Source organism: Streptomyces sp. UH6 (assembly GCF_013421635.1).
GTDB classification, from domain to species: domain Bacteria; phylum Actinomycetota; class Actinomycetes; order Streptomycetales; family Streptomycetaceae; genus Streptomyces; species Streptomyces abyssomicinicus.
In genome coordinates this window covers 1-1,618 of the sequence record NZ_JACADT010001164.1, presented here as the reverse complement: position 1 = coordinate 1,618, position 1,618 = coordinate 1, and the positions used below count along the sequence as shown (strand labels likewise).

Annotated in this window: 2 protein-coding genes; both read left to right on the top strand. The window is 71.8% G+C overall.

The genetic code is table 11. The annotated features are described in order from the left end of the window. The coding region (locus HW445_RS30260) for a hypothetical protein (RefSeq protein WP_218957522.1) at window positions 1-249 on the top strand (249 nt) is incomplete at its 5' end. Window positions 250-354: 105 nt separating this feature from the next. Further along, window positions 355-1,506, top strand: coding sequence for an NADH-quinone oxidoreductase subunit D (locus HW445_RS30255; protein ID WP_180223996.1), 1,152 nt, complete (start codon window positions 355-357; stop codon window positions 1,504-1,506). Window positions 1,507-1,618 lie beyond the last annotated feature (112 nt).

Below are 1,618 nucleotides of genomic sequence, written 5' to 3'. Positions count from 1 at the left end.
GAGGCGCAGGCGGCCGAGGAGCAGGCGGCCGGGCAGTACGCGGCCGAGGAGCCGGCCGTCCAGGAGCAGGAGGACCCGCAGCAGGCGGCTCGGCAGACGCCGTGGCAACCTGCCGCTCCGCAGCCCTGGAGCGAGGGGCGGACCGCGTCCGTTCCGGCGCAGCCGCTGATCAGGACGTCGCCGCGGACCGACGTCGGCCGGGTGATCGACGTCGACGCGCAGGACGACGACCTGCACGCGGCGTCCTGACCCGCCGGAACACGCACCGAGCCCCGCACGGTGCCGGGCGGGTCCCCGTGGGTCCCGCCCGCCCTGCCCCCACGCCCCGCGTCCGCAGTAGGCCAGACTGAAGCCATGACGTCCACGACGCAGACCACGGTCGGCATCGGCGCCGCCGCCGAGACCACCGACATGGTGCTCAACATCGGCCCCCAGCACCCCTCCACGCACGGCGTGCTGCGCCTGCGCCTGGTGCTGGACGGCGAACGCATCACCAGCGCCGAGCCGGTGATCGGCTACATGCATCGCGGCGCGGAGAAGCTCTTCGAGGCCCGTGACTACCGGCAGATCATCATGCTGGCCAATCGTCACGACTGGCTCTCGGCGTTCTCCAACGAGCTGGGCGTGGTGATCGCGGTCGAGCGGATGCTCGGCATGGAGGTCCCGGAGCGGGCGGTGTGGATCCGCACCCTGCTCGCCGAACTCAACCGGGTGCTCAACCACCTGATGTTCCTCGGCTCCTACCCGCTGGAGCTGGGCGGCATCACGCCGATGTTCTACGCCTTCCGCGAGCGCGAGGACCTCCAGCACGTCATGGAGGAGGTCTCCGGCGGGCGCATCCACTACATGTTCAACCGGGTCGGCGGTCTCAAGGAGGACCTGCCGCTGGGCTGGACGGACCGGGTCCGCGCCGTGGTGGCCGCCGTGCGCTCCCGGATGGACGTCTTCGACGACCTGGTGCTCGGCAACGAGATCTTCCGTGGCCGGACCCGCGGCGTCGGCGTGCTGAGCGCGGAGGCGGTGCACGCCTACGGGGTGAGCGGGCCGATCGCCCGTGCCTCCGGTGTCGACTTCGACCTGCGGCGGGACGAGCCCTACCTGGCGTACGGCGAGCTCGGCGACGTCCTCCAGGTGATCACCCGCCAGGAGGGCGACTGCCTGGCCCGGTTCGAGTGCCTGCTGGGGCAGACCCACAACGCGCTCGACCTGGCGGACGCGTGCCTGGACAGGCTGGCCGAGCTGCCGCCGGGGCCGGTCAACCAGCGGCTGCCCAAGGTGCTGAAGGCGCCGGAGGGGCACACCTACACCTGGACCGAGAACCCGCTCGGCATCAACGGCTACTACCTGGTGTCGCGCGGTGAGAAGACCCCGTACCGGCTGAAGCTGCGGTCGGCGTCCTTCAACAACATCCAGGCGCTCACCGAACTGCTGCCCGGCACGCTGGTCGCCGACATGGTCGCCATCCTCGGCTCGCTCTTCTTCGTCGTCGGGGACATCGACAAGTAGGCGGCAGCGCCCCGGGCGGCCGGGCGTGGGCCGGCCCTCAGGCCGCCAGCGGGTCCGGAACGCCGACCGGCTGGAGGAGCCAGGTGAAGTCGCCGAGTCCGCCGGTCGCGAC

What these genes read in the sequence shown, in the direction of transcription:
- HW445_RS30255 (WP_180223996.1), top strand. Translation starts at nt 355, where the DNA reads ATGACGTCCACGACGCAGACCACGGTCGGCATCGGCGCCGCCGCCGAG.